This is a genomic window from Lentzea sp. NPDC051213, assembly GCF_044455585.1.
Classification (GTDB): Bacteria; Actinomycetota; Actinomycetes; order Mycobacteriales; family Pseudonocardiaceae; genus Lentzea.
In genome coordinates, this window is sequence record NZ_JBITEX010000010.1 from 37,920 (window position 1) to 58,297 (window position 20,378).

The following is a 20,378-nucleotide window of genomic DNA, read 5'->3' on the forward strand; positions in this document are numbered from 1 at the left end:
AACTGAGGTATGGCCGAGCGCGCGCGTCGTCCCCGCCGCCCCCGCGAAGAGCGGGAGGCGCGGCCAGCACGCGCGCGCAAGCCACCTCGTCCCAAGGCGCCTGCCCGGCGTTCTGACGGCACGGGTGGCGCGTTCGGCATGACCGGCACGCGGCGGGCCGCGATGTTCGCGATGGTGCTGTGCGCACTGGCGTTGAGCATCGCGGTCCCGTTGCGGACCTACCTCTCGCAGCGCGACGAGCTGCGTGACGTGGGGGCCGACCAGCAGAAACTGCGCGAACAGGTCGCCGCGCTGGAACAGCGGAAGTCGCAGTTGCAAGATCCGGCGTACGTGGAGATCGAGGCGCGCAAGCGGCTGCACTGGGTGCGGCCGGGCGAGACGCCGTACATCGTGCAGCTGCCGGGTGACGAGAACCGCAACACGGAATCGGAGAGGCCGTCGGGCAAGCCGTCGGCTAACAGGTCTTGGTACGAGGAACTGTGGGAATCGGTGACGCACAAGTGAGCCCGGTGAGCCCTGAGGACCTGGAGACGGTCGCTCAGCAGCTCGGCCGCACGCCGCGAGGAACCCGTGCGATCGCGTCGAGGTGCCCCAGCGGGCACCCGAACGTCGTGCAGACGGACCCGCGACTGCCGGACGGGACGCCCTTCCCGACGCTGTACTACCTGACGTGCCCGAAGCTGAACTCGCTGGTCAGCACGCTGGAGGGCGGCGGGCTGATGAAGGAGCAGCAGGAGCGTCTGGCGGAGGACGCTGATCTTGCCGCCGCCTACCTGCGTGCGCACGAGTCGTACCTCGCGGAGCGGGACGCCATCGAGTCGCTGGGCACCCAGGTCACCGCGGGCGGCATGCCGGGCAGGGTTAAGTGCCTTCACGTGCACGTCGCTCATGCCCTTGCGAAGGGCCCTGGGGTCAATCCCTTCGGGGACGAGGCCCTGGCACTCTTGGGTGAGCAAGGCCTGTGGCCCGCCGGCGACTGTCAAAGTTAACAGTCAACGGAACCGAACAGACGCTTCACTCCGTCTTGGGTACACCTAGGCTCTAGCAGTGGGGCAGGGTGGAACAGGTCAGCGAGGGGCGTCCGCCGTAACTGTTGGACGGCGCGCCGCGATGACGCACGAGAGGTGAGTATTCGTGGCAATGGCCAGACTGCGTGGACCTGCGGCATTGACGGCCCGGCAAAAGGGCCTCGCCGTGGCTGCGCTTGCTGCCATGCTCGCGCCGGCCATGATCGTCGGCACGAAGCTCGTCGACTGGGTCAACCTCTCCAAGCACGATGACATCGCTGTCGCCCTCGGCCCTGCCGACATCTGGGGAGCCCTGCAGCGCGACCCGGCCGAGCTCGGTGCGTCCGGCCGCCTGCCGCTGTCCGAGGAGCTGAGCGCCGCACTGCTCGCCGACCTCCAGGACGGCTCGATCGACGACAACCTCGACGACGGTGGCGTGATCGACGACTTCCCCGGCGACTACGGCATTCCCGGCGTCGTCCTCGAGGCCTACCTGCGCGCCGAGGACAAGATGGCCGACCTGGTCCCCGGCTGCAAGGTCGACTGGGCCCTGCTCGCCGGCATCGGCAAGATCGAGTCGAACCACGCCAACAACGGCCGCGTGAACGCGGTGGGCGACGCGACCCCCAAGATCCTCGGCCCGGTCCTGAACGGCGCCCCCGGCATGGCCGCCATCCGCGACACCGACGGCGGTCGCCTGGACGGCGACACCGCCTGGGACCGCGCGGTGGGCCCGATGCAGTTCATCCCCGGCACGTGGGCGGGCTTCGGCGCCGACGGCAACGAGGACGGCACGGTCAACCCGAACAACGTCTACGACGCCGCCCTGGGCGCCGGCCGTTACCTCTGCGCGGGCGGCGGCGACCTGACGAAGGCGACCGACCGAGCCAACGCCGTCTTCCGCTACAACAACTCCACGACCTACGTCGAGACGGTCCTCAAGTGGGCCAGGACGTACAGCAACAACATCGACGCGCTGCCGACCCTGCCGGACACCGGCAACAACGTGCAGAACCCGCAGAACCCGCCGCAGAACCCCAACCCGGGCACCCCCGGCAACCCGGGCACGACCCCGACGCCGTCGATCCCGACGAAGCCGAGCACCCCGTCGTCGCAGCCGTGCACGCCGACGCCGACCTCCTCGTCGTCCTCGACCTCGTCCTCCTCGTCGACGCCTTCGTCGACCCCGTCGACGTCCTGCCCGCCGTCGTCCTCGACGTCGTCTTCTTCCCCGACGCCGTCGACGGATCCCTCGACGCCGTCGAACCCGCCGGGCTCTGGATCCACGCCGTCGAACCCGCCGCAGCAGTCGTCCGGGACTTCGTCGGGGACTTCGCAGTCGTCGACCTCGGCGACCGGGAACTCCTCGACGGCGGCCAGCAGCACGGCGCCGCCCTCCTCGCCCAGCCTGGTCACGAGCACGCCCAGCTAGTCCGGCGTGTCGCATTAGAACGCTTCCAAGCCGTACCTCGTTCGGGGCGATTCGGGCAGAAACGTTGGAGCTCAGGGGTTTCCGTCTCCTAGCTTCGTTGCCATGCCGAAGCGCAACTCGAGCGTGTTGGGCCGGGAGTTCGGCACCGGGGTCCGCAACGCCATCGAGCAGAGCGGGTTGACCCAGCGCAAGCTCGCCGAGCTGTTGGACTGGCAGGAGGCCAAGGTCTCCGATCTGGTGCAGGGCAAGGGCGGCGTGGACGAGGTCGACCTGGTCCGGCTGCTGTCCTACTGCCGCATCCCCGCCGCCGAGGTCGAGCAGATCCTCGCGCTCTTCCACGAGTCACGTGAGAAGGGGTGGCTGCTCTTCCCCGAGGACGGAGTACCGGACCAGGTGCACTCGCTGATCAGTCAGGAGCGTCTCGCCAGCAAGATCACCGTCTGGTCGATGAACCTCGTGCCGGGCCATCTCCAGATCGCGGGCTACATCCGGGCAGCGAGCGAGAAATCGGCCAGGATCCAGCCTGTGGACATCGATGCGTTGATCAGGGCGAAGCTCGATCGGCAGGCAATCCTGAGGCCTGGCCGCGAGTTCGTCTTCTACGTGCACGAGCAGGCGCTCCGACTGCCTGTCGGCGGCCCGGACGTCATGAGGGCACAGCTGAACCACATCCACGTGATGCTGGTGCGTCAGTACATCAGCCTTCGGATCGTCCCGATCGCCGTTGGTGCGCATGCGGGGCTGTCCGGTTCGTTCACTCAGCTCGGCTTCGAGAAGTTCGAACCGGTGGTGTTCATCGAGAGTGAGAACTCCGGACTGTTTCTAGAGGACAAGAGATCGCTGGCCAGCTACGCCGAAGTGCTGAAGCGGTTGGATCGGGACGCCTTGGATGCGGAACAATCGAGGAGGCTGATCACCACCATGTTCGTCTGAGGAGGCCTGCCCCATGTCTGCGTGGCGCAAGAGCAGCTACAGCCCGTCGGCGAGTGACTGCGTCGAGGTCGGCCGCGGCATCGGCATCCGGGACACCAAGGCCCCCGCCACCCACCTGCCGGTACATCGCGAGGCCTGGCAGGCGTTTCTTGGCATCGTGAAGGCATGCGCCCCGCCTACCCGCTGAAGACCGCCCGCCTGATCCTCCGCCCCTTCGAAGAGGGCGACCTGGACGACTTCCACGCCTACCGCTCGCGCGAAGAGGTCACCCGCTACGTCTACGACGAGCCCTCGGACCGAGCCGACGCCACCAGACGCCTGACCAACGCCATCGGCATGAGCGAACTGACCGAAGAAGGCGACTGGCTCGTGATGGCCGTCTACTCACCCGAGGCGGAGAGGGTCATCGGCGACGTCGTCCTCAAGTGGCTCAACGAGAAGGAACGCCAGGGCGAGCTCGGCTACATCTTCAACCCGGAGTTCCAGGGCAAGGGCTTCGCCCGCGAGGCCTCCGAGGCGATCCTGAGTCTCGGCTTCGACGAACTCGGCCTGCACCGCATGACCGCGACCTGCGATCCGCGCAACGAACCGTCGTGGCGGTTGATGGAGCGGCTGGGTATGCGCAGGGAAGCGCACTTCCGCGAATGCGAGAAGCTTGGCGGCGAGTGGGCGGACCTGCTGGTCTACGCGATCCTCGCCGAGGAGTACCGCAGCCGCGCAGATGAAGGACGGTAAGACGAACGTGCGACTCGAAGACCTGGACATCTCGTCACCCATCGCCACGGACGCCGGGTTGTTCGGCCTGTGGCGATCAAGTGCCTTCTCGCACGTGGTCAGCCTCGACCAGTGGGAAGACGACGTGGCGGAAGACGCTTCGCTGCTTCAGCACATCGCGCGAGGGGCCTTCGCGCCGATCAACATCGGCGGCGACGGCGCGTTCCAGTTCCACCTTCGCGGAACGCAAGAGCCCGGCAACCTGACCGCGCGAGAGCGTTCGCACTTGCTCGTGTCCTCGCAGCCGTACCTTCTGAAGTCGGACGGCTTGCTCGAGCTCGGCGGTCTTGAGGGAGTCGGCTCCTACGCCGGCGCGGACACAGTCGCGATCCCTCTCGACGCGGGCGAGTACGGAGTCGTCGTACATCTCATCGACTGGCGGGCCGAGAACGGGGCGGTCGGGCCTGATGGCGAACCGACCGCGGAGGCGTTGCCGGACTTCGTCGTCGAGGTGTGTCCGGCGGCCGGCGGCCAGTACCGCCTCGACGTCCACACGTTTGACCGACCCGCCGATTGACGCCACTGTCAGCGTGTGATGTTCGAACGCTTTGCCGCGGCATACCCGTCAGACGGAGGTGTGGCGTCGCCGCCCGTCAACGTCGAGCCGCTCAGGCAGGTGCGGGGCCTTGCTGAGCTGGTCACGCTGGCCGCCGGATGTTCGTTCGGAGACGGTCTCCTGCGCGTGTTCACCGACGACGAGGCGCGCCGGGCGCAGAGTCTGGTGAGCGCCATGTTCCCGGAGCGGGCGGTGCGGATCAGGCCGTTCGCGCAGGACTGGCTGGGTCGCCAGTACGTGCTGGATCTGCGCAGGAGCGGAATGCTGCTCCTGATCGAGCCTGGGTCCGGCGGCGTCTACGAACTCGACGAGGAGATCCCGGAGCTGTTCGACCTGCTCATGGTCGACGAGCCGGACACCTTCCTGGCCCTGGATCTGTTCAGCGCGTGGCGCGAGGTGCACCCGGAAGCCATCCCGGCCGGCAAGTGTGTGGGCTTCGGAACCCCGCTGTTCCTGGGCGGTGACGGGGCTGTGGCCAACCTCGAGGTGATCGACGAGGAGGTCTACTGGTCGATCCACGGACAGCTGTGGGCCAAGATCAAGGATCTGCCGCCGGGCACGTCGATCGACAGCGTCCAGATCAGGTGACGCGGGGTGCGTCCTGACTACCCGCTCAAGACAGCTCGCCTGACCCTCCGCCCCTTCGAAGCACGCGACCTGGACGACGTCTTCGGCTACCGCTCGCTCCCCGACGTCAACACCTATCTATATAGCGAGCCGTTCACACGCGAACGGGCCGAAGAGGTGCTCGAGCAGTGGGCCCAGCAGCACGAGCTCACGTCATCGCCCAGGGTGAGGTGCGCAACGAACGGTCGTGGCGCCTGATGGAACGCCTGGGCATGCGCAGAGAGGCGCACTTCAGGCAGTGCGAGATCGTCAAGGGCGAGTGGGCCGACACCTACGTGTACGCCATGCTTGCCGCAGATCATCGGAACCACTGAGGAGTGCCCATGGCGCGGGTTGCCGCCATCGACTGCGGGACCAACTCCATCCGCTTGCTGGTCGCAGACGTGACCAAGCGCGACGACGGCACCGCGTGGCTGCGCGACGTGCACCGCGAGATGAAGATCGTCCGGCTCGGGCAGGGCGTCGACGCGACTGGCCGGCTGCACCCCGACGCGATTCAGCGGACGCGGGAAGCACTCCTCGACTACGCGCGCACGATGCAGCGCAAGGGGGTGGAGGCCGGCCGGATGGTCGCGACGAGTGCCACGCGGGACGCCAGCAACCGGGAGGACTTCTTCGGCATGACCGAGGAGATCCTCGGCGCGCCCGCGGAGGTGATCACCGGGGACGAGGAGGCGCGGCTCAGCTACCTCGGGGCGGTGGCCGATCTCGACCCGGACGAGGGGCCCTTCCTCGTCACCGATCTGGGTGGGGGCAGCACCGAGTTCGTCCTCGGCAGCGGCACCGAGGTCGAGGCGGCGCGGTCGATGGACATCGGCTGCGTGCGGCTGACCGAGCGGTTCATCCACTCCGATCCGCCCGCGGCGGACCAAATCGCGGCGGCGGAAGCGTTTGCGCGGGAATCCATCAAAGAAGCATTCAACGTCGTGCCCGTCGAGAAGACGAAGACGTGGATCGGCGTAGCTGGAACGGTTACGACATTGTCAGCCCTGGTCCAGGGGCTGGATGTGTACAACAGCGAGGAAATCCACCTCAGCCGCATCACACTTGACAATGTTCACGAAATCACCGACCGTATCCTCTCCATGACGCATGATGAGCGTGCCGCGCTGGGGCCCATGCACCCCGGTCGAGTGGACGTGATCTGCGGTGGAGCGGTCGTTCTACGTGCGATTGCCGAGGAGCTCTCGAATCGCGCGGGCATTCGCGAGCTCGTTTGCAGCGAGCACGACATCCTCGACGGCATTGCGTTCTCGCTGGTCTAGGGAAGAATTAAGGTCGACTTGAGCTGATCGTGACAAGTTTGTGACCGATTTCGATGCGCGTACTCCTGGACGCCCCGGTTAACGTCCTCTCACGTTTTGGGAGGTGAACGAGACCTCCCGGGGAGGCGCTCGCCCGCACATCCGCGGCGGCGCCGGGGAAAGGCGGGAGCGAGAGATGTCGCGATCACGGATCGCGTGGGTGGCTTTGCCAGTCGCGCTGACCTTGACGCTGAGCGCGTGCGGCGGTGGGGGCGGAACCACCTCGACGGGCAAGGAGAATCCGGACGGCACGGTGTCCATCTACGGCACCGAGCCCGAGAATCAGCTCTTGCCGGCCGCCACCACTGAGGCGGGCGGTAGCAAGGTCGTCGACGCGCTGTACTCGCGTCTGGTCGGCTACAAGGCTGAAGACGGCTCCACGTACGACCTGATGGCGGAGTCGATCAAGACGACCGACGCCAAGGTCTACGACATCAAGATCAAGTCGGGCTGGACCTTCCACGACGGCACCCCGGTCAAGGCGAAGAACTTCGTCGACGCCTGGAACTACGGCGCCTACGCGAAGAACGCCCAGCAGGCCGGCACGTTCTTCGCGCCCATCGCGGGCTACAGCGACGTGCACCCCGATGACGAGAAGGCCGAGCCGACCAAGGACAAGATGTCCGGTCTCGAGGTCGTCTCCGACACCGAGTTCAAGGTCACGCTGAGCGCGCCCAACTCGGTCTTCAAGACGATGATCGGCTACACGCCGTTCTCGCCGCTGCCGGACTCGTTCTTCGCGGACCCGAAGGCCTTCGAGGCCAAGCCGATCGGCAACGGCCCGATGAAGTTCGTCTCCCGCACGCCGAACGCGCTGATCAAGCTCGAGCGCTTCGACGAGTACAAGGGCGAGGACAAGGTCCACTTCAAGACCTTGGACGTGAAGATCTACTCCAGCCAGGAGACCGCGTACCAGGACCTGATCGCGGGCAAGCTGGACTTCATGGAGGCCCTGCCCCCGTCGGCCAAGGTCGGCGAGAAGTACAAGGCCGACCTGGGTGACCAGGTGCTGAACGCGAACCTGCTCGGCCAGAGCGCGATCGCGTTCCCGCTCTACGTCCCGGCGTTCCAGAACGTCAAGCTGCGCCAGGCCGTCTCGATGGCCCTCAACCGGGAGCAGATCACCAAGACCGTGCTCGCGGGCTCCTACGTGCCGTCGGACGGCTTCGTGCCGCCGGGCATCGAGGGCTACGAGAAGGACGTCTGCGGCGAGTTCTGCAAGTACAACCCGGAGAAGGCCAAGGCCCTGCTGGCCGAGTCCGGCTTCAAGGGCAAGCTGACCATCCAGTCCAACCAGGACGGTGGCCGCAAGGAGCCCCTCGAGGCCGCGTGCAACAGCATCAAGCAGGCTCTGGCCATCGAGTGCGAGTTCGTCGGCGCCACCAACTTCGGTGCGTACCGGCAGATCGTCAACGGCAAGCAGCTGACCGGCATGGGCCGTTCGGACTGGTCTGCCGACTACCCGTCGATCGAGAACTTCCTCAACCCGCTGTACCGCACGGGTGGTTCGTCCAACGACTCGAACTACTCGAGCCCCGAGGTCGACAAGATCCTGAAGGAGGCCGACGCCACTGCGGATTCGGCCGCGGCGATCAAGAAGTACCAGGAAGCGCACAAGCTGATCGCCAAGGACCTGCCGTCGATCCCGACCTGGAACGAGAAGGGCATCGGCGCGCGTTCGAAGAACCTGCTCGCGGCCAAGCTGACCTTCACCCGTGACGCCGAGCTCGCGGCGTTCCGCGTCAAGGGCTGACAGCCGAACACATCTGAGCAGTAACCTTCCGGCCTCGCGTCCGCCAAGCGTCACGGGCGCGGGGCCGGAGGGGTGTTCGGGCTCAGACGCCTCCCACCACGCAAGGAGCCGACCTCATGGGTCGCTATGTGCTGCGCCGTCTGCTGCAGCTGATACCGGTCTTCCTGGGGACCACTTTTCTCATCTACGCCCTGGTCTGGGCGATTCCGCAGGACCCCTTCTCCGGCAAGTGCGGCCAGAGGGCGTGTGATGCGACGTACGTCGCGCAGATGAGCGAGAAGCTCAATCTCAACGACCCGCTGGTCATCCAGTACTTCAAGTACCTCGGCAACCTTTTCACCGGCGACTTCGGCACCACGTTCAACGGGGTCTCCGTCGGCGAGCAGATCGCCACCTCGTGGCCGATCACCCTCAAGATGGGCATCATCGCCCTGATCATCGAGGCGCTCATCGGCATCACCGCCGGTGTGCTCACGGGCCTGCGCAGGCAGGGCTTCCTGGACAACCTGGTCCTGGTCTCGACCCTGTTCCTGATCTCGCTGCCGGTGTTCGTCACCGGTTTCGTGCTGCGGCTGTACCTCGGCCCGCAGGGCTTCGACATCATGGACACGTCGGTGAGCTCGGATCCGACGATCGGCGAGTTGATCTTGCCAGGCTTCGTGCTCGGCAGTCTCTCGATGGCTTATGTGGCCCGGTTGACCCGCACCAGCATCGTGGAGAACCGCCGCTCCGACTACGTGCGCACGGCCATCGCCAAGGGCCAGCCGCAGTCCCGTGTCGTCGGCATCCACCTGCTGCGCAACTCGCTCATCCCGGTGATCACGTTCCTCGGCACGGACCTCGGCAGCCTCATGGGCGGCGCGATCGTCACCGAGGGCGTCTTCAACATCAACGGGATCGGCGGCCTGATCTTCCGCGGCATCTCGCAGAAGGAAGGCGTCATGGTCACGGGCATCGTGACCCTGTTGGTGCTCGTCTACCTGCTGATGAGCCTGATCGTCGACCTCCTGTACGCCGTTCTCGACCCGAGGATTCGCTATGAGTGACCCAGGATCCGTGTCCGGCGGCACCGGACTCGAGGCGTCCGCGGCGGCCGGGGTCGACCAGGCCAGCCACGTCGACGACTCGTCGCAGAAGCAGCGCAAGCCACGCTCGCTCTGGAGCGACGCGTGGGGCGACCTCCGCCGCAAGCCGACCTTCGTCGTCTCGCTGGTGATCATCGCGGTCGTGGTGCTGATGGCGATCTGGCCGACGCTGTTCACGTCGGTCGACCCGGCCCACGCCGACCTCGACAAGTCGCTGGCCCCGCCGTCGGGCGACGCGTGGTTCGGCCACGATCTGCAGGGCTACGACGTCTACTCCCGCGCGATGCACGGCGCTCGCGCGTCGCTGCTCGTCGGGTTGTTCTCGACCTTGCTGACCGTGCTGATCGGCGCGACGGTCGGCATCATCGCGGGCTACGCGAAGACGTGGATCGACAGCCTGCTGTCCCGGTTCGGCGACATCTTCGCCGGCATCCCGTTCGTGCTGGGCGCGATCGTCATCCTCACCACGCTCAACGCCCCCAACGAGAACCCCGGCCAGGTCCGGATCATCACGCAGGTGGTGCTCTCGATCGCCGTGCTGTCGTGGCCGGTGGCCATGCGCATCATGCGATCCGCGACGCTGGTGGCCAAGCAGCAGGACTACGTGCGTGCTGCCCGCGGCCTGGGCGCGTCGCCGCTGCGGATCGTGTTCCGGCACCTGCTGCCGAACACGCTCGCTCCGGTGATGGTCTACGCGACGATCGCGCTGGGCGCCTTCATCGGTGCCGAGGCGACGTTGGCGTTCCTCGGCATCGGCCTGCGTCCGCCGGTCGTGTCGTGGGGCGTGATGATCTCGGAGTCGCGCGACTACTTCCAGTCGGCACCGCACATGCTGCTGTTCCCCGCGGGCTTCGTCACGATCACCGTGCTGGCCTTCGTCATGCTCGGTGACGCCGTGCGCGACGCCCTCGATCCCAAGTCCCGATAGGGAGATTCTCGTGACTCAGCCATTGCTGGAGGTCGAGGATCTCCACGTGGAATTCCGCACCCGCGACGGTGTCGCCAAGGTGCTCAACGGCGTGTCCTACCACGTCTCCGCCGGTGAAACCCTTGCGGTGCTGGGTGAATCCGGTTCCGGCAAGTCCGTGACCGCGCAGACGATCATGGGCATCCTGGACATGCCGCCGGCGTTCATCACCAAGGGCTCCATCAAGTTCCGCGGTGAGGACCTGCTCAAGCAGTCCGCAGAAGAACGCCGTCAGGTTCGTGGCGAGGGCATCGCCATGATCTTCCAGGACGCTCTCTCGGCGCTGAACCCCGTGTTCACCATCGGGTTCCAGATCGAGGAGCAGCTCAAGGTCCGCCGCGGAATGTCCAAAGCGGACGCCCGCAAGCGCGCCATCGAGCTGCTCGACCAGGTCAAGATCCCGAACGCGAAGGGCCGGGTCTCCGACTACCCGCACCAGTTCTCCGGCGGTATGCGGCAGCGTGCGATGATCGCGATGTCGCTGGCGCTCGACCCGGAGCTGCTGATCGCGGACGAGCCCACCACCGCGCTGGACGTCACCGTGCAGGCCCAGATCATGGACCTGCTCGCGGAGATCCAGAAGGAACGCGACATGGGCATGATCCTGATCACCCACGACCTCGGCGTCGTCGCCGACGTCGCGGACCGGATCTCGGTCATGTACGCGGGCCGCATCGTCGAGCACGCCGACGTGTACGAACTGTTCCGCGCGCCGGGACACCCGTACACCGAGTCGTTGCTGGAGTCCCTGCCCAGGCTCGACCTGAAGGGCCAGGAGCTCAAGACGATCAAGGGTCTGCCGCCGTCGCTGACCAACATCCCACCCGGCTGCCCGTTCAACCCGCGCTGCCCGCGCGCGTTCGACCTGTGCTCCACCGAGGTGCCGACCGTGCACCAACTCGGCATGGGCCGCACCAGCCGGTGCCACATCGCGGAGGAGGTCGTCTCTCGTGGCTGAGCCAATCCTCGAGGTTTCCAACCTCGTCAAGCACTTCCCGGTCCGCGTCGGTGTGCTGTTCAAGCGCACCGTCGGCCACGTCAAGGCCGTCGACGGCGTCTCGTTCACGCTGAACAAGGGCGAAACCCTTGGCGTGGTGGGCGAATCCGGTTGCGGAAAGTCCACTTTGGCCCAGGTGCTGATGCGTCTGGAGCCGCCGACGTCGGGCACGGCTCGCTTCGAGGGCCGCGACATGTTCGCGATGAAGGGCGCGGAGCTGCGCAAGCTGCGCCGCGACATCCAGATCGTGCTGCAGGACCCGTACACGTCGCTGAACCCGCGCATGACGGTCGGCGACATCGTCGGTGAGCCCTACGAGATCCACACCGAGGTCGCCCCGAAGGGCTCGCGCCAGCAGAAGGTCCAGGAACTGCTGGAGATCGTCGGCCTGAACCCGGAGCACATCAACCGGTACCCGCACCAGTTCTCCGGCGGTCAGCGCCAGCGCATCGGCATCGCGCGTGCGCTGGCGTTGAAGCCCAAGGTGATCGTGTGCGACGAGCCGGTGTCGGCGCTGGACGTCTCGATCCAGGCGCAGGTGATGAACCTGCTGGGCGACCTGCAGACCGAGATGGGCCTGTCGTACGTGTTCATCGCGCACGACCTGTCGGTGGTGCGCCACCTGTCGGACCGCGTCGCGGTGATGTACCTCGGCAAGATCGTGGAGATCGGCACCGAGGACGAGATCTACGAGCGCCCGATGCACCCGTACACGCAGGCACTGCTGTCCGCGGTGCCGGTGCCGGACCCGACCCAGCGCGGTCGTCGTGACGTCATCCGCCTGACGGGTGACGTGCCTTCGCCGATCGACCCGCCGTCGGGCTGCCGGTTCCGCACGCGGTGCTGGAAGGCGCAGGACATCTGCGCCACCGAGGTGCCGGAGCTCGTGGTGCGCAACGACGGGCATCCCGCCGCGTGCCACTTCGCGGAGGAGCGCGCGGTCGTCTGAGTTTTTCCACGTGGGGAGGGGTCGTGCCGGTGGCGCGGTCCCTTCTCACGTTTCCGGATGTGGGCGGGGCGTCGGTGCTAGCTTGCCGAGAAACCCGTCGGGAACCCGGGACCTGAGCTGATTCCAGAGCATCTGCTCCGGCATCACGACTCGGAGTTGCGCACGCCGGCTCCCGTCACTGGAAGCGTCGACTAGAGCAGATGGTTCCGCAGACGATCGGGGCGCTGGCCTCGCTCCTCGCACTGGTCGCACCGGGCATCGTCTTCGAGCTCCTGAGGGAACGCAGGCGGGCCGGTGGCCGTGAAACCGTGTTCCGCGAGGCGTCGCGGGTGGCGCTCAGCAGTCTCGCCTTCAGCGTGGCCTCGACCGCGATCCTGCTCGGGGTCCACGCCGCGACCTCGAAGTGGTTCGGCTGGACGCTGTTCGTCGATCTGTCGGCCTTGGTGGCCAAGCCCGACTACGCGAAGCAGAACGTGGCGCTCATCGGCTACAGCGCCGTGGCGGAGCTGGCGCTGGCATGCCTGCTGGCACTGGCGGTCGACGTGGTGCTGGCCCTTCGGCGACGGCAGCCGCCGTCGGTCGGCAGGCAGTCGGCCTGGGTGAAGATGTTCCGGGAGGATCGTCCGCAGAACGCGCTGTGCTGGGTGCACGTCATGCTGGAGGACGGGAATCGTTCTTCGGGTTCCTGCGGTCCTACGACGCCGCCGGTGATCCCGACAAACGCGAGATCGTGCTGGAAGGCGTCAAGCTGACCTACGTCGGCGAGCCCGTTTCCGGCGGCGACGAGAAGAAGACCACGGCATCGGCCGCGACTAAATACCTGCGCGTGCAGTACCTGGACGCCGAGACGGGCGAACGCGTCGACTCGGCCCGGCGCCCGCCTCAGGAGGTCACGGAAGCCGCAGGTGGGTGAGCGACACCCCCGGCGCGATCTCCTGCTCACCTGTCTCCACGAACCCGCGCTTGCGGTACAGCCGGAGCGCGGGTTCGTTCTTGCTGCCGGTGCTGACGATCTGCGGTCCCTCGGGCAACGCGTCGAGCAGCTGAGTCGCGATGCCACGGCGATGCGCCCGCGGATGCACGACCAGCCGGCAGATGTCCACAGTGGACCCGTCCAGCTCGTACGACACCGCGCCGATCAGCCCCTCGTCGTCGTAGAGCCCGAGGAAGGTTTCTTTGGTGGCACGGAGTTCTTCGAGCGTCTCGTGCAACGGCGGGATGCCGTCGAAGCCGATCAACTCGGCCTCGACGGCGTACGCCAGCCGTTGCACCGTCCAGAGCTCGTGCAGGACGGTGTCGTCGGACAGGTCCAGGATCACGTGTTGGACGAGTTCCGCACGAAGTTCGCGAGGTCCTCGGACTGCTGGATCCTGCTGGGCTCGTGCACGTACATCATGTGGCCGGCGGGGTAGTAGGCCGACTCGATGTTCGCCGTCAGCGCCTTCGGAATCTGCAGGTGCGCGATGAGGTGCTCGGCCGCGAAGTACGGCGTCGCCCCGTCGTACCAGCCGAACGCGACGTGGACCTTGAGGTGCGGGTTCGCCCGCATCGCCGCCGACAGCTTGCCCGCGGTCGTGACGTGCCGGCCCTCGAACTCCTTGTACGACCACTGTTCGATGGCCCGCGAGAGGATCTCGTACGGCAGGTCGTTGGAGTAACCGAGCTCCGCGTGCAGGTAGTGGTTCAGGGTCGCCGCGTAAGGCCCGACGATCGCGTCGATGGACGGGTCGGCGGAGATCTCCTCACGGCCGTAGTCCTTGTCCCACCCGGTGAAGCGGCCGTCGAGGCGGCCGACGGTCTTGCGGTCGCGGCGCAGCAGCTCGGTGAAGAAGCGGATGTGCTCGATGCGCAGGTCGACCGCGTCCACGTATTCCTCGGACAGACCGGTGAGCCGGGCGAGCTTCTCGATCGTGGCGGCACGCTCGTGGTCCGACAGCCGGTTGCCGCGCGCGAGGGCGTACGGGTAGTCGCGGACCGCGAACTCCTCAGCCTCGGCGAGCACCTCCTTGAGCGGCCGGTCGCCGTGCAGGCCGTGGTAGTGCGCGATGGCCGTGTACGTGGGCAGGTAGAGCGCGTAGCCGAGGTCGTGGCCCTCGTTGAACTCCAGCGTCGCGAAGTCCAGCACCGAAGAGATCAGCATGAGCCCGTTGAGGTACATGCCGTACTTCTTCTGCAGGTGCTCCGCGAGGCCGGCCGCCCGCAGCGTCCCGTACGACTCGCCGCAGACGAACTTCGGCGACATCCACCGCCCGTTGCGCGACGTCCAGAGCCGGATGATCTCGGCGATGGAGTCGACGTCGGGTTGGTAGCCGTGGTAGCTGCCGGGCTTCTCGCCCTGCACGGCCCGCGAGAACCCGGTCGACACCGGGTCGATGAACACGAGGTCGCTCTCCGCGAGCAGGCTCTCCTCGTTGTCCGCGATCCCGTACGGCGGCGCCGTCAGGTTGCCGACGTCGCCCGACAGCACACGGCGCGGCCCGAGGAGCCCCATGTGCAGCCAAACGCTTGCGGACCCCGGCCCACCGTTGAACGCGAAGGTCACCGGCCTCTTCAGCGGGTCGGCGCCGTCGAGCGTGTACGAAGTCAGGAACACCTCGGCCTTGGGCTTGTGGCCCTCGAACACACCGTCCTTGACCACTTCCTCCTTGAGCACGACCCGCCCGGCGGTGGCGGTGTAGCTCAGCTCGCGGCCCTTGACGGTGATGCTGTGCTGGGTGGTGACGAGATCGTCGGCCGGGGCCTCTGGCTTGGCGGGTGCGTCGGTCTTCTCCTCGGGCATAGGAGCAACATTACGGAACTCGACGATCGGATAACGGCCTGTCGGGCCTGCCCGCGCCTGGTCGCGTGGCGGGAGTCCGTCGCCGCGGTGAAGCGCGCCGCTTTCCGGGATCAGGAGTACTGGGGCAAGCCGGTGCCGTCGTTCGGGCCGCTGGACGCCTCACTGCTGATCGTCGGCCTCGCGCCGGCCGCTCACGGCGCCAACCGGACCGGGCGGATGTTCACCGGCGATCGGTCCGGTGACTTCCTCTACCGGGCGTTGTACGAGGTCGGGCTGGCCTCACAGCCCGACGCGTGGGCTCTTGACGACGGGCTGGAGCTGTACGGGGTGCGGATCGCTTCGCCCGTGCGGTGTGCGCCGCCTGCCAACAAGCCGACGCCCGAGGAGCGGGATCGGTGTTCGCCGTTTCTGCGTGAGGAGCTCGGGCTGATGACTTCCTTGCGGTCGGTGGTGGTGCTGGGTGGGTTTGGGTGGCAGGCGTTCTTGCCGTTGCTCGGGTCTGCTCGGCCCAAGTTCGGGCATGGGGTGGAGGTGGAGGTTTCGGGGTTGCGGGTGTTCGGGTGCTACCACGTTTCGCAGCAGAACACGTTCACCGGGAAGTTGACCCAGGAGATGCTTCAGGACGTGCTGAAGCGGGCTGTCGCGCACGCTGAGCTCGCCTAGGCTGCGCGCCGTGGACTTCTGGAGCGACAGCCCCAACGGGGTGCACCCGCCGCTGACAAACGAAACAGTGCGGGACGCCGAGACGTTGCTTGGAGTTCGGCTGCCCGAGTCGTTGCTCGAACTGCTGCGGGTCCAGAACGGCGGTGGGGTGGTACCGAGCCGGTCTGCGTTCCCGACGACTGCGCCGACGTCGTGGGCTGCGGACCACGTGCCGTTCGAAGACCTGATGGGCATCGGGCCAGCCGGGCGCGCACTGACGATCCTGGGCACCCCCTACCTGGTGAAGGAATGGGGACTGCCCAGCCCCGTCGTCCTGCTCACCGGTGACGGCCACTGGTGGATCGCGCTGGACTACCGCACGTGCGGCCCCAACGGCGAGCCGGCGGTCGTCTGGCTCGACGCCGATTCGGAGACTGAGCTCGCGCTCGCCCCCGACTTCCGCTCATTCCTAGCGGGCCTGGTGCCCACCGACCGTTTCGAGTAGCTACCGCTTCGAGACGTACGGGTCGTGCGTGAGCACGAACTCGACGACCTCCCAGAACTCCGCCACCAACGGATGCGACCGCGCACCCTCAGCCGCAATCACCTGCCCGTTCACCGGCGCCCCAGACCGCCCACCCAGCGGATCGACAAGGGCACGACCACCGTCTGAGTCGACGCGGCAGCCGAACGTGATGTGGTCCGGGTGGTCGTACCGCGTCCAGGTGCCGAGAACGACGTCGATGACCACCTCGCGCGGCGTGTGGTGGTAGCGGTTGGCGAAGTACATCGCGCGGCCCACGGCGTCGCGGTGCACCCAGTTCCAGACTCGGTCGATCGGCTCCTGGCAGCACTCGCAGCGGTAGTGCCTGACCTCGTGGTCGCGCATGTCCATCGACAGGGTCACGGATCCGAAGTTAGCCAGCAGAACATCACAACGATGGGGAAATGCGCCGGACCGTGCCACTCTGACCGGCATGAAGTGGTGGCGAGCCGGGCTGGCGGTGGCGGCGTTGCTGATCGTCGTCGTCGCGGCGCGCGGTTCGTCGCCGATCACGTTCGTCGACCGCAGCGGCGAGCCGGACCCGCCGAGTGACAGCGGGGTCGCCATCGAGATGCTGCCGCAGCAGGAGCTGCCGGACCTGGTGGTCCTGCCGTTCACGGTGTTCCTGCTGATCCTCGCGGGGCTGGTCCTGTTCGGACTGGTCGGCATCGTCCTCGCGATCGAGTTGCCCCGGTGGCGCCGGCGTGGCGTCCGCGGTGTGGAGATCGAGGGGTTCGAGGTCGGGCCGCTGACCGCGGTTCAACGCATCCAGAAGGCGCGGCAGGAGTTCACCGAGCATCCGCAACGGCCGCCGCGTGACGCCGTGATCGCTGCCTGGCTCGCGCTGGAGGCGGCTGAGCCGCGCAGCCCGCACCAGACGCCCACGGAGTTCACCGAGCAACTCGGCGTTGATGCGACCGTGCTCAGGAACCTCTACCAACGGGCCAGGTTCGGGCACGAGGACGTGACTTCGGCCCAGGCCGAGGAAGCCAAAGAGGAACTCGACCGCATCATCCGGGAGCTCGCGTGAAAACCGTGCTGGCACTGGGAATCGGCGTGGTCATCGGGGTCACGGTGTGGTGGCTCGGCGCCTCGCCGTTGTGGGCGACAGCGCTGGCCGTGCCGCCTGCCGCGTTCGCCGTGCTCATCGCCAGGATGCCGCGGGCCACGGACGTGGTGTGGGCCGCTGATCCGCCGCTGCCCGGTTCGATCAGCACCGCGCACGCCAGCACGCTCGCCAGCAGGCTGGCCGAGGCGGCGGAAGATCCGAAGCGGTACGACGCGCGGTTCCGTGCGAGGTTCGAGCGGCTGGGGATCGACGCCGCGGGACTGGCAGACCCGAAGGAACTCGCCGAAAGGCTCAGGAGGGTGGAGTGACGATCGCTCTGGAGGCCAAAGCGGTCCTCGACGAGATCGGCAAGGTCGTCGTCGGGCGCACGCGGACGCTGCGGCTCGCGCTCGCGGCCGTGCTGGCGGGCGGGCACGTGTTGCTGGAGGACGTGCCGGGGCTGGGCAAGACGCTCATCGCGCGGTCGCTCGCGCAGGCGCTCAGCCTCGACTTCCGGCGGCTGCAGTGCACGCCGGACCTGCTGCCCGCGGACGTCACCGGCTCGTTCCTCTACGACCCCGGCAGCCGTGAGTTCGAGTTCCACCAGGGGCCCGTGTTCACCGGGCTGCTGCTGGCCGACGAGATCAACCGCACGCCGCCCAAGACGCAGTCCGCGTTGCTGGAAGCCATGCAGGAACGGCAGGTCACCGTCGAGGGCCGCACCTTTGTGTTGCCCAGGCCGTTCCACGTGCTCGCCACCTCGAACCCGGTCGAGTACGAGGGCACCTATCCGCTGCCGGAGGCACAGCTCGACCGGTTCCTGGTGCGGCTCGACATCGGCTACCCGCCCGCGGAGGAAGAGGTGGAGGTCCTGCGCCGCAGGATCGCGCGGCAGCGGGAGGAGGCCGAGGTGGCGCCGGTGCTCGCCAAGGGGCGTCTTGCCGAGCTTCAGCAGGAGCTCGAACAGACCACTGTGGACGACGATCTCCTGCGGTACTGCGTTGATCTGGCCGTGGCGACGCGGCAGCACCACACCGTCGAGGTCGGCGCCTCGCCGCGTGGAGCGCAGGCCCTCGTGCTCGTCGCCCGTGCACTGGCCACTTTGGACGGACGCGGTTACGTGACGCCGGAGGACGTCAAGGAGTGCGCGGTCGCCGTGCTGGCGCACCGGCTCGTGATGAAGCCCGAGACCTGGACCTCCGGCATCGCGGGTGTGCAGGTCGTCACCGAGCTGCTCGGCAAGGTTCCGGGACCGCCCAGCTCATGAGCAGGGCGGACAAGGTCAGGGAGGCACTCGCCGGGTCGCACGGCGCGCGTTGGCACGCCACGGACGCGTACGCGCGGGCGGTGTGGCTCGGGGTCGGGCTCGTCGCCACCGGGCTGTTCCTGCACCAGGTCGAGCTGGTCCTGTTCGGTGTGCCGCTGCTGCTCACCGTGTTGCTCACACGCAAGCCCCGAGGAAGGCCGGCGGTCGAGGTCCGCCCGGTGCCGCGAGGGGCGGGCGCCGGCGTGGTGCACACCGTCGCGCACGTCGACGGCGGGCCGGACGCGGAGATCGCGGTGATCAAGCTGCCGGGCGGCTCCCGGGCGGTCCCGGCCTCCTCGCCTGATCTGCCGGTGGAGGTCCGCCGGGACGCGTGGGGACCCGGCGTCGACCTCCGCCTCGACCACCTCTTCGCCGGGCCGGACGGCATGTACGTCTACGGCCCGATCGTCGGCACCGAGCACGTCCGCACGATCCTGCCGCCGGTCGAGCACCACCCGGCCGGACCGATGCCGCCACGTCCGGCCGGGCTGGTCGGCATCCACCGCTCGCCCCGCGCGGGCGACTCGACCGAACTGCGCGACATCAGGGCGTTCCAGCCCGGCGACCGGCTCAAGCGCATCGACTGGCGCGTCACCACCCGCACCGGCACGGTCCACGTCCGCGAGCGGCACGCCGAGGCTGACGCGGACATCGTGCTGGCTCTCGACACCAGGGCCGACCTGACCGCGGACGTCGCCGACTGGTCGTCTCCCTATTACGGAGCCATGACGCGTCCCAGCGGCAGCCTGGACGCGGCGGTGCGCACGGCCGCGTCGATGGCGGCGGGCTACCTGAGGCAGGGCGACCGGGTGGCGTTGATGGACCTGGGGCGTCCGCAGCTCAACGTCCGCTCCGGCGTCGGCAGGCGGCACCTGATGCGCATCCGCACCCAGCTCGTCGTGTGTGCGCAGACGGCCGGATGGGCGTCGCGCGTGGCGTTGCACAAGCTCCCGCACGGATGTGTGGTCGTGCTGCTGTCGCCGTTCCTCGACGACGAGGTCGCCGACCTGGCTGTGCAGACGCGCAAGCACGGTCACGTGGTGGTGGCCGTCAACACGCTGCCGTTGCCGCTCATCCCCGACCAGGAGGCGGGGGCGTGGGGTGAGGTGGCCGCCGAGTTGATCGCCGCGGAACACCGGCTGCGGCTCAAGCGCCTGGCGCGGCACGGGGTGGCGGTGACGGCGGAGTGCTGATCCGACTCGCGATCGTGCTGGCCGCGCTGCCCGTGGCGGCGATCCTGCACTTGGAGGCCGACACCGTCGCGCCGCTGGCCATCGTCGCGGCGCTCACGGCGATCACGGTGCTGATGCCGGCGAGCGCGGGGGCGGCGTTGCTCATCGGCTACGCGGCGTTCGCGATGGCGTTCGCGGACGGGCACCCGTTGCGGCTCGGCGTGCTGCTGATGATTCCGCTGCTGCATCTGATTCACGTCACGTCCGCACTCGCGGCGGTCGTTCCGGTTAAAACGAAGATCGAGCCCGCTGTGCTGAAAGCACCGGCGCGGCGGTTCGCCATTGTCCAGGCGATCTCATTCCTTGTCGCGGCGTTCGCCGCGTTCGTCCCGTCGGGGCCCGGCATCGGGCTGATCGAGCTGCTCGGACTGGGGTCTCTGACGATCGTGATCGGGGTCGTCGCGCTGAGGATCTGAATCGCTCCTCTCAGCGAGAACCCCTCA

General features: G+C 67.7%; 28 protein-coding genes. 25 read left to right on the forward strand and 3 right to left on the reverse strand.

Annotated features, from left to right (window positions below; all coding sequences use genetic code 11):
- The first annotated feature begins 9 nt into the window (after nucleotides 1–9).
- The 18 genes from ACIA8G_RS36535 to ACIA8G_RS36620 all read left to right on the forward strand — a co-directional run bounded on the left by ACIA8G_RS36535 (nucleotide 10) and on the right by ACIA8G_RS36620 (nucleotide 13,297).
- Entirely contained in the window at nucleotides 10–504 is a 495-nt protein-coding gene (locus ACIA8G_RS36535; RefSeq protein WP_396423326.1) for a septum formation initiator family protein, read from the forward strand.
- Nucleotides 501–989 (forward strand): DUF501 domain-containing protein, encoded by a 489-nt coding sequence (locus ACIA8G_RS36540; protein WP_396423327.1) that lies wholly within the window; start codon nucleotides 501–503, stop codon nucleotides 987–989. Before ACIA8G_RS36535 ends, ACIA8G_RS36540 begins: the two co-directional genes overlap by 4 nt.
- A 205-nt stretch (nucleotides 990–1,194) precedes the next feature.
- A complete protein-coding gene (locus tag ACIA8G_RS36545) occupies nucleotides 1,195–2,439 on the forward strand; it encodes a lytic transglycosylase domain-containing protein (RefSeq protein ID WP_396423328.1) in 1,245 nt (414 codons plus the stop codon).
- 102 nt (nucleotides 2,440–2,541) lie between these two features.
- Nucleotides 2,542–3,372: a helix-turn-helix domain-containing protein gene (locus ACIA8G_RS36550; protein ID WP_396423329.1), complete on the forward strand. Its 831-nt coding sequence runs from the start codon at nucleotides 2,542–2,544 to the stop codon at nucleotides 3,370–3,372.
- A 13-nt stretch (nucleotides 3,373–3,385) separates the two neighbouring features.
- Nucleotides 3,386–3,559 (forward strand): DUF397 domain-containing protein, encoded by a 174-nt coding sequence (locus tag ACIA8G_RS36555; RefSeq protein WP_396423330.1) that lies wholly within the window; start codon nucleotides 3,386–3,388, stop codon nucleotides 3,557–3,559.
- The gene (locus tag ACIA8G_RS36560) at nucleotides 3,538–4,107 is read left to right on the forward strand and encodes a GNAT family N-acetyltransferase (RefSeq protein WP_396423331.1); all 570 of its coding nucleotides are present in this window, start codon (nucleotides 3,538–3,540) and stop codon (nucleotides 4,105–4,107) included. The genes ACIA8G_RS36555 and ACIA8G_RS36560 overlap by 22 nt, the downstream gene beginning before the upstream one ends.
- A gap of 7 nt (nucleotides 4,108–4,114) precedes the next feature.
- Nucleotides 4,115–4,663, forward strand: coding sequence for a hypothetical protein (locus ACIA8G_RS36565; protein WP_396423332.1), 549 nt, complete (start codon nucleotides 4,115–4,117; stop codon nucleotides 4,661–4,663).
- Between the two features lie 60 nt (nucleotides 4,664–4,723).
- Nucleotides 4,724–5,290: a hypothetical protein gene (locus ACIA8G_RS36570; protein ID WP_396423333.1), complete on the forward strand. Its 567-nt coding sequence runs from the start codon at nucleotides 4,724–4,726 to the stop codon at nucleotides 5,288–5,290.
- Nucleotides 5,291–5,296: 6 nt separating this feature from the next.
- A complete protein-coding gene (locus ACIA8G_RS36575; RefSeq protein ID WP_396423334.1) occupies nucleotides 5,297–5,527 on the forward strand; it encodes a GNAT family N-acetyltransferase in 231 nt (76 codons plus the stop codon).
- A complete protein-coding gene (locus tag ACIA8G_RS36580; RefSeq protein WP_396423669.1) occupies nucleotides 5,458–5,643 on the forward strand; it encodes a GNAT family N-acetyltransferase in 186 nt (61 codons plus the stop codon). Before ACIA8G_RS36575 ends, ACIA8G_RS36580 begins: the two co-directional genes overlap by 70 nt.
- A 9-nt stretch (nucleotides 5,644–5,652) precedes the next feature.
- Complete coding sequence (locus tag ACIA8G_RS36585) at nucleotides 5,653–6,594, forward strand: exopolyphosphatase (protein WP_396423335.1); 942 nt, start codon at nucleotides 5,653–5,655, stop codon at nucleotides 6,592–6,594.
- A 175-nt stretch (nucleotides 6,595–6,769) separates the two neighbouring features.
- The gene (locus ACIA8G_RS36590) at nucleotides 6,770–8,386 is read left to right on the forward strand and encodes an ABC transporter substrate-binding protein (RefSeq protein ID WP_396423336.1); all 1,617 of its coding nucleotides are present in this window, start codon (nucleotides 6,770–6,772) and stop codon (nucleotides 8,384–8,386) included.
- 116 nt (nucleotides 8,387–8,502) lie between these two features.
- Complete coding sequence (locus tag ACIA8G_RS36595; RefSeq protein WP_396423337.1) at nucleotides 8,503–9,432, forward strand: ABC transporter permease; 930 nt, start codon at nucleotides 8,503–8,505, stop codon at nucleotides 9,430–9,432.
- Entirely contained in the window at nucleotides 9,425–10,399 is a 975-nt protein-coding gene (locus ACIA8G_RS36600; RefSeq protein ID WP_396423338.1) for an ABC transporter permease, read from the forward strand. Before ACIA8G_RS36595 ends, ACIA8G_RS36600 begins: the two co-directional genes overlap by 8 nt.
- A 10-nt stretch (nucleotides 10,400–10,409) precedes the next feature.
- Nucleotides 10,410–11,396 (forward strand): ABC transporter ATP-binding protein, encoded by a 987-nt coding sequence (locus ACIA8G_RS36605; RefSeq protein ID WP_396423339.1) that lies wholly within the window; start codon nucleotides 10,410–10,412, stop codon nucleotides 11,394–11,396.
- Complete coding sequence (locus ACIA8G_RS36610; RefSeq protein ID WP_396423340.1) at nucleotides 11,389–12,384, forward strand: ABC transporter ATP-binding protein; 996 nt, start codon at nucleotides 11,389–11,391, stop codon at nucleotides 12,382–12,384. Before ACIA8G_RS36605 ends, ACIA8G_RS36610 begins: the two co-directional genes overlap by 8 nt.
- A 200-nt stretch (nucleotides 12,385–12,584) precedes the next feature.
- The gene (locus tag ACIA8G_RS36615) at nucleotides 12,585–13,136 is read left to right on the forward strand and encodes a DUF6338 family protein (RefSeq protein ID WP_396423341.1); all 552 of its coding nucleotides are present in this window, start codon (nucleotides 12,585–12,587) and stop codon (nucleotides 13,134–13,136) included.
- Nucleotides 13,115–13,297: a hypothetical protein gene (locus tag ACIA8G_RS36620; protein ID WP_396423342.1), complete on the forward strand. Its 183-nt coding sequence runs from the start codon at nucleotides 13,115–13,117 to the stop codon at nucleotides 13,295–13,297. The genes ACIA8G_RS36615 and ACIA8G_RS36620 overlap by 22 nt, the downstream gene beginning before the upstream one ends.
- Here the strand turns inward: ACIA8G_RS36620 and ACIA8G_RS36625 are convergent.
- Complete coding sequence (locus ACIA8G_RS36625; RefSeq protein WP_396423343.1) at nucleotides 13,275–13,703, reverse strand: GNAT family N-acetyltransferase; 429 nt, start codon at nucleotides 13,701–13,703, stop codon at nucleotides 13,275–13,277. The genes ACIA8G_RS36620 and ACIA8G_RS36625 overlap by 23 nt on opposite strands.
- Nucleotides 13,700–15,163: a S10 family peptidase gene (locus ACIA8G_RS36630; RefSeq protein ID WP_396423344.1), complete on the reverse strand. Its 1,464-nt coding sequence runs from the start codon at nucleotides 15,161–15,163 to the stop codon at nucleotides 13,700–13,702. The genes ACIA8G_RS36625 and ACIA8G_RS36630 overlap by 4 nt, the downstream gene beginning before the upstream one ends.
- 9 nt (nucleotides 15,164–15,172) lie before the next feature.
- Here ACIA8G_RS36630 and ACIA8G_RS36635 point away from each other — a divergent pair, with 9 nt between their 5' ends.
- Both ACIA8G_RS36635 and ACIA8G_RS36640 read left to right on the forward strand, forming a co-directional pair.
- On the forward strand, nucleotides 15,173–15,826 hold the full coding sequence (locus ACIA8G_RS36635) for a uracil-DNA glycosylase (protein WP_396423658.1): 654 nt from the start codon (nucleotides 15,173–15,175) through the stop codon (nucleotides 15,824–15,826).
- A gap of 10 nt (nucleotides 15,827–15,836) precedes the next feature.
- Nucleotides 15,837–16,310, forward strand: a complete 474-nt coding sequence (locus ACIA8G_RS36640; RefSeq protein ID WP_396423345.1) for an SMI1/KNR4 family protein — start codon at nucleotides 15,837–15,839, stop codon at nucleotides 16,308–16,310.
- On the opposite strand, the gene ACIA8G_RS36645 is transcribed toward ACIA8G_RS36640, so the two are convergent.
- Nucleotides 16,311–16,712 carry a hypothetical protein gene (locus tag ACIA8G_RS36645; RefSeq protein ID WP_396423346.1) on the reverse strand — a complete coding sequence of 134 codons (402 nt, stop codon included), beginning with the start codon at nucleotides 16,710–16,712 and terminating at the stop codon, nucleotides 16,311–16,313.
- Nucleotides 16,713–16,782: 70 nt separating this feature from the next.
- Here ACIA8G_RS36645 and ACIA8G_RS36650 point away from each other — a divergent pair, with 70 nt between their 5' ends.
- Genes ACIA8G_RS36650 through ACIA8G_RS36670 form a run of 5 tightly spaced genes read left to right on the forward strand, consistent with a single transcriptional unit; the run spans nucleotide 16,783 to nucleotide 20,351 of the window.
- The gene (locus ACIA8G_RS36650) at nucleotides 16,783–17,379 is read left to right on the forward strand and encodes a DUF4129 domain-containing protein (protein ID WP_396423347.1); all 597 of its coding nucleotides are present in this window, start codon (nucleotides 16,783–16,785) and stop codon (nucleotides 17,377–17,379) included.
- Nucleotides 17,376–17,726 (forward strand): hypothetical protein, encoded by a 351-nt coding sequence (locus ACIA8G_RS36655; RefSeq protein WP_396423348.1) that lies wholly within the window; start codon nucleotides 17,376–17,378, stop codon nucleotides 17,724–17,726. Before ACIA8G_RS36650 ends, ACIA8G_RS36655 begins: the two co-directional genes overlap by 4 nt.
- Complete coding sequence (locus ACIA8G_RS36660) at nucleotides 17,723–18,664, forward strand: AAA family ATPase (protein WP_396423349.1); 942 nt, start codon at nucleotides 17,723–17,725, stop codon at nucleotides 18,662–18,664. The genes ACIA8G_RS36655 and ACIA8G_RS36660 overlap by 4 nt, the downstream gene beginning before the upstream one ends.
- The gene (locus tag ACIA8G_RS36665) at nucleotides 18,661–19,896 is read left to right on the forward strand and encodes a DUF58 domain-containing protein (RefSeq protein WP_396423350.1); all 1,236 of its coding nucleotides are present in this window, start codon (nucleotides 18,661–18,663) and stop codon (nucleotides 19,894–19,896) included. The genes ACIA8G_RS36660 and ACIA8G_RS36665 overlap by 4 nt, the downstream gene beginning before the upstream one ends.
- A complete protein-coding gene (locus ACIA8G_RS36670) occupies nucleotides 19,890–20,351 on the forward strand; it encodes a hypothetical protein (protein ID WP_396423351.1) in 462 nt (153 codons plus the stop codon). Before ACIA8G_RS36665 ends, ACIA8G_RS36670 begins: the two co-directional genes overlap by 7 nt.
- Nucleotides 20,352–20,378: the final 27 nt, after the last annotated feature.

Bases quoted from the DNA above. Each gene is read 5' to 3' on its own strand.
- ACIA8G_RS36535 (WP_396423326.1), top strand. From the start codon at position 10: ATGGCCGAGCGCGCGCGTCGTCCCCGCCGCCCCCGCGAAGAGCGGGAG.
- ACIA8G_RS36550 (WP_396423329.1), top strand. From the start codon at position 2,542: ATGCCGAAGCGCAACTCGAGCGTGTTGGGCCGGGAGTTCGGCACCGGG.
- ACIA8G_RS36555 (WP_396423330.1), top strand. From the start codon at position 3,386: ATGTCTGCGTGGCGCAAGAGCAGCTACAGCCCGTCGGCGAGTGACTGC.
- ACIA8G_RS36560 (WP_396423331.1), top strand. From the start codon at position 3,538: ATGCGCCCCGCCTACCCGCTGAAGACCGCCCGCCTGATCCTCCGCCCC.
- ACIA8G_RS36585 (WP_396423335.1), top strand. From the start codon at position 5,653: ATGGCGCGGGTTGCCGCCATCGACTGCGGGACCAACTCCATCCGCTTG.
- ACIA8G_RS36590 (WP_396423336.1), top strand. From the start codon at position 6,770: ATGTCGCGATCACGGATCGCGTGGGTGGCTTTGCCAGTCGCGCTGACC.
- ACIA8G_RS36595 (WP_396423337.1), top strand. From the start codon at position 8,503: ATGGGTCGCTATGTGCTGCGCCGTCTGCTGCAGCTGATACCGGTCTTC.
- ACIA8G_RS36600 (WP_396423338.1), top strand. From the start codon at position 9,425: ATGAGTGACCCAGGATCCGTGTCCGGCGGCACCGGACTCGAGGCGTCC.
- ACIA8G_RS36615 (WP_396423341.1), top strand. From the start codon at position 12,585: ATGGTTCCGCAGACGATCGGGGCGCTGGCCTCGCTCCTCGCACTGGTC.
- ACIA8G_RS36630 (WP_396423344.1), bottom strand. From the start codon at position 15,163: ATGCCCGAGGAGAAGACCGACGCACCCGCCAAGCCAGAGGCCCCGGCC.
- ACIA8G_RS36650 (WP_396423347.1), top strand. From the start codon at position 16,783: ATGAAGTGGTGGCGAGCCGGGCTGGCGGTGGCGGCGTTGCTGATCGTC.
- ACIA8G_RS36665 (WP_396423350.1), top strand. From the start codon at position 18,661: ATGAGCAGGGCGGACAAGGTCAGGGAGGCACTCGCCGGGTCGCACGGC.